Annotated in this window: 3 protein-coding genes and 1 pseudogene; 3 read left to right on the top strand and 1 reads right to left on the bottom strand. The window is 70.7% G+C overall.

Annotated features, from left to right (window positions below; genetic code table 11):
• Positions 1 to 221: 221 nt before the first annotated feature.
• The gene (locus VFZ92_RS10320; protein WP_330875618.1) at positions 222 to 986 is read right to left on the bottom strand and encodes an MBL fold metallo-hydrolase; all 765 of its coding nucleotides are present in this window, start codon (positions 984 to 986) and stop codon (positions 222 to 224) included.
• A 154-nt stretch (positions 987 to 1,140) separates the two neighbouring features.
• On the opposite strand from VFZ92_RS10320, the gene VFZ92_RS10315 reads away from it, so the two are divergent.
• The 3 genes and pseudogenes from VFZ92_RS10315 to VFZ92_RS10305 all read left to right on the top strand — a co-directional run.
• Entirely contained in the window at positions 1,141 to 1,626 is a 486-nt protein-coding gene (locus tag VFZ92_RS10315; protein ID WP_330875617.1) for a hypothetical protein, read from the top strand.
• Between the two features lie 4 nt (positions 1,627 to 1,630).
• Positions 1,631 to 2,338 carry a hypothetical protein gene (locus VFZ92_RS10310; protein WP_330875616.1) on the top strand — a complete coding sequence of 236 codons (708 nt, stop codon included), beginning with the start codon at positions 1,631 to 1,633 and terminating at the stop codon, positions 2,336 to 2,338.
• A 16-nt stretch (positions 2,339 to 2,354) separates the two neighbouring features.
• Positions 2,355 to 3,466 (top strand): annotated as a pseudogene (locus VFZ92_RS10305) (prenyltransferase/squalene oxidase repeat-containing protein); the annotation flags it as partial.

Below are 3,466 nucleotides of genomic sequence, written 5' to 3'. Positions count from 1 at the left end.
ACGCGGCGGACAGGATCCTCCTGGACGGCTCAGGCGCAGCCCGCCAAAGACGGGCCTTCCAACAACGAGGAAGCCTCAAGGACGTGGTCACACTGCTCATGCGGCAAACAGCGCACCCATGACAAGTAGCCCGACCAAGGGGCGAATCGAGGGGTCCCGAGTCACATCGGCCACCCCGCTGGAACCGGCAGCCACCCGATCGGCTGGAAGTCGCAGCCGACTCACACCTCATAAACAGCATCCTGCTCCACCAGCAACGCCCGCCCTGGAAAAACCCGCTCGGCATCAGCCAGGACCCCCAACCGATCCGACCACGGCAGCACGTGGGTCAGCAGCAACCGCCCCACCCCGGCCTCCACGGCCACCCCGGCCGCCTCCACCCCGCTCATGTGCAGGTTGTCCGGACGCCCCCCTCGGTCCTGCCAAGCGGTGTCGGCCATCAACACGTCCGCCCCCCGAGCCAATTCCACCAACTCGGGGCACACGGCCGTGTCCCCGGAGAAGACCAACGACCGCCCGCCCACCTCGAACCGGAACCCGTAGGCCTCGCAGATGTGCCTCATCTGCGCCACGGTCACGGTGCAGGGCCCGAGTTGAAAAGTGCCGGGCCGCAATGCCGAGAATTCGAAAACGTCTTCCAGCGACTCCGGTTCGGAGCGGCTGGCGGCGTGCGCGTTGGCCAACCGCACCGACGCCCCCGACGGCGCGTGCACCGGCAACTTCCGCTCACGCGGGTCGTACGGCGGGCGGGGGTGGTGTCTTCGGAACGTCGTGAGTGCGGCGAAGTCCGCGCAGTGGTCGAGGTGCAGGTGCGACAGCAGCACCGCGTCCACGTCGAACGGCGAGCAATGCGTCTGCAACTTCCCGAACGTGCCCGCGCCGAGGTCCACGACCATGCGGAAACCGTCCGCATCGACGAGGTAACCCGACGTGGGCAGGTCAGGACCGGGCACGCTGCCCGAACAGCCGAGCACCGTGATCTTCACCGAAGGAGGATAACCGGATCCCATTCTCACCCGAAGGGGCGAACCGCGAGCGAGTCCGCCCTTGTGCAGAAAGCCCCAAGATCATTCGAAGTACGCTTTCCCGAGCAGTCCGATGGTGCCGGGGGCATCACTCCGACGAAGGCCGGGAGGCTCGGTGTCCATCGAGATCGAACGCAAGTTCCTCCTCCACCCGGTCCACGACCGGTCGACGCTGCCGTCGGACAGCCGGACGGTCGACCTGGAGCAGATCTACCTCCTGGTGTCGGAGGTCGAGGAGAAGCGCATCCGCCGGACGTCGGGCGCCGGTGTCACGACCTACGCGTTCGCCCACCTCGTCCCGCTCGGCCGGGGCGTCCGGCGGGTCGACGAGCACGTGATCGACGACGTGGAGTACCGCCGCCTCTCCCGGCTGTCGGACACGAGCAGGCACCCGGTCCGCAAGACGCGCACCTGCTTCTCGTGGGGGGACCTCGTGGTCGAACTGGACCACATAGCCCGACCGGCGACGCGGGAGTGCTGGGTGGCCGAGGTCCAGGTCGACCACGAGGAGCGGGAGGTCGTGCTGCCCGACTTCCTCCGGGTGGACCGCGAGGTGACCGGGGAACCGGCCTACTCGAACGCGAACATCGCGCTGGGATGACGCCGTGGACATCCGGAACTCCGCGCACGAGATCGCCCGGTTGATCGGCCACCACCGCCGGGGCCGCGAACCGGCGCTGGCGCAGTGCCTCGACCACATCCTGCGGCCGCGGTTCCTGCACCCGACGTTCACCTCGCTCGCCGACGAGCGCGGGGCGCTGCTGGACCGGGTGGCGCGGAACTCCTACCTCCACCCGAACGGCTTCCTCAAGATCGTGCTCATGTCGGAGCCCACGTTCCAGCTTCGGTTGCACGTGTGGCGGCCGGGGCTGACCGGTGAGCCGGTCGTCGAGAACGTGCACAGCCACCGGTGGGACTTCGCGTCGCGGCTCCTGCTCGGCGGGTACCGCTTCCAGGAGTTCGTGGTCGACGAGGCCGGTGAGCGGTTCCACTCCTACCGGTACCTGGGGCACGACGGCCAGGACAGCTACGGGCTGCGGTCCACCGGTGAGGCGGGGTTGCGGTGCACGTTCAACGCCTTCTTCCCCTCCGGCAGCGGGTACCTGCTCACCTCCGACGTGCTCCACCGGGTCGTCAGCGCGCCCGGCGACACGACCGTCTCCCTGGTGCTCCAAGGTCCGCACCAGCCGTCGACGGTGGTCGAGGTGTACGCCGAGCACGCGCTGAAGTCCGGTGACGAGGTCGAGCTGACCCGGCTGTCCAGGGACGCGGTGGCCGAGGAGATCCGCGGCGTGCTGGCGCTGGTCGGCTGAGACGACGGGGTGACGGGTGTTCGCACGGGCGGAAGCGGAGGACCGGCGTCGGTCGAGGACCGAGGCGCGGCAGGTCGACGGTCACCAGGTGGACGTCGTCCTGCTGGTGCGCGAGGGTCCGCGGTTCGTCCTGCGCGCGAGCGGGAACTCGTTGGCCCCGCTGCGGTTCACCCTGGCGGTCGACGAGCCGCAGGGCCTGAGCGACGCGGTCGAGCGCGCGGTCCACGCCGTCCTGCGGCTGGAGGCGGAGTTCCTCGGTGTGCTCGCCTACGTCGGACGTCCTAACGGGAACCGGCTGCTGGTCGCCGCGGTCGTGCGGAACGACGACCCCGACCTCGCGGTGGACCGCTCGCTGCGGCTCGTGGCCCCCGCCGAGATCCGCAGCAGGCGCCGCGACGTCGAGGACGCCGAACACCTGGAGGCCGCTCAGCAACTCCTCACCGCGACGCGCCTGGCGCCCGACCTGCACTCGGCCGTCCGGCGGGCCGTGGACGCGTCGATCGCGCACCTGGACGACCACCTGTCGGTGGAGGGTGACCTCTGGGGGTGGAACCAGTACCAGGTCAGCAGCGACCTCGGCACCCTGTCGACGGGAGAGGCGCTGATGGCCCACGTGCACGCGGGGGTGCGCGGCGAGTACGTGGACCGGCCCGCGGAAACCCTGGAGGCGCACCAGAACCCCGACGGCGGCTGGCAGGTCCGGCGGTCGCTGGTCGTGGCCCCCAGCGCGCTGTCGATCACCGAGAGCACGTGCTCGTGCCTGTTGGCGCTCGCCGCGACCGGGAGGTCGAGCGGCAACGAGGCCGCGCGGCGGGGGCTCCAGTGGTTGGAGGAGCAGCAGAAGCCGGACAGCGGCTGGTCGTCGTCCGCGCAGGACCCGGACGCGGCGGTGTTCCCGACCACGACGGCGGTGCGAGCGCTCGCCGCCTTCGGCCGCACCGGCCCCGCGGCGCGCGGGGTGGCGTGGTTGCGGGCCGCGCAGTGCCCGGACGGCGGTTGGGGAACGCACGCGCGGGCCGTCGAACGCGGCCAGTCCTCCGCGCCCGCGTACACCGCGTACGCGGTCGTCGCGCTGCTCGCGGCGGGCGTGCCGCCGACCGACCAGGCCATCACCAGGGGGTGCGACTA

This window comes from Umezawaea sp. (genome assembly GCF_036375055.1).
Classification (GTDB): Bacteria; Actinomycetota; Actinomycetes; order Mycobacteriales; family Pseudonocardiaceae; genus Umezawaea.
The sequence above is the reverse complement of the archived record's forward strand: the minus strand, read 5'-3'. Positions and strand labels throughout refer to the sequence as shown.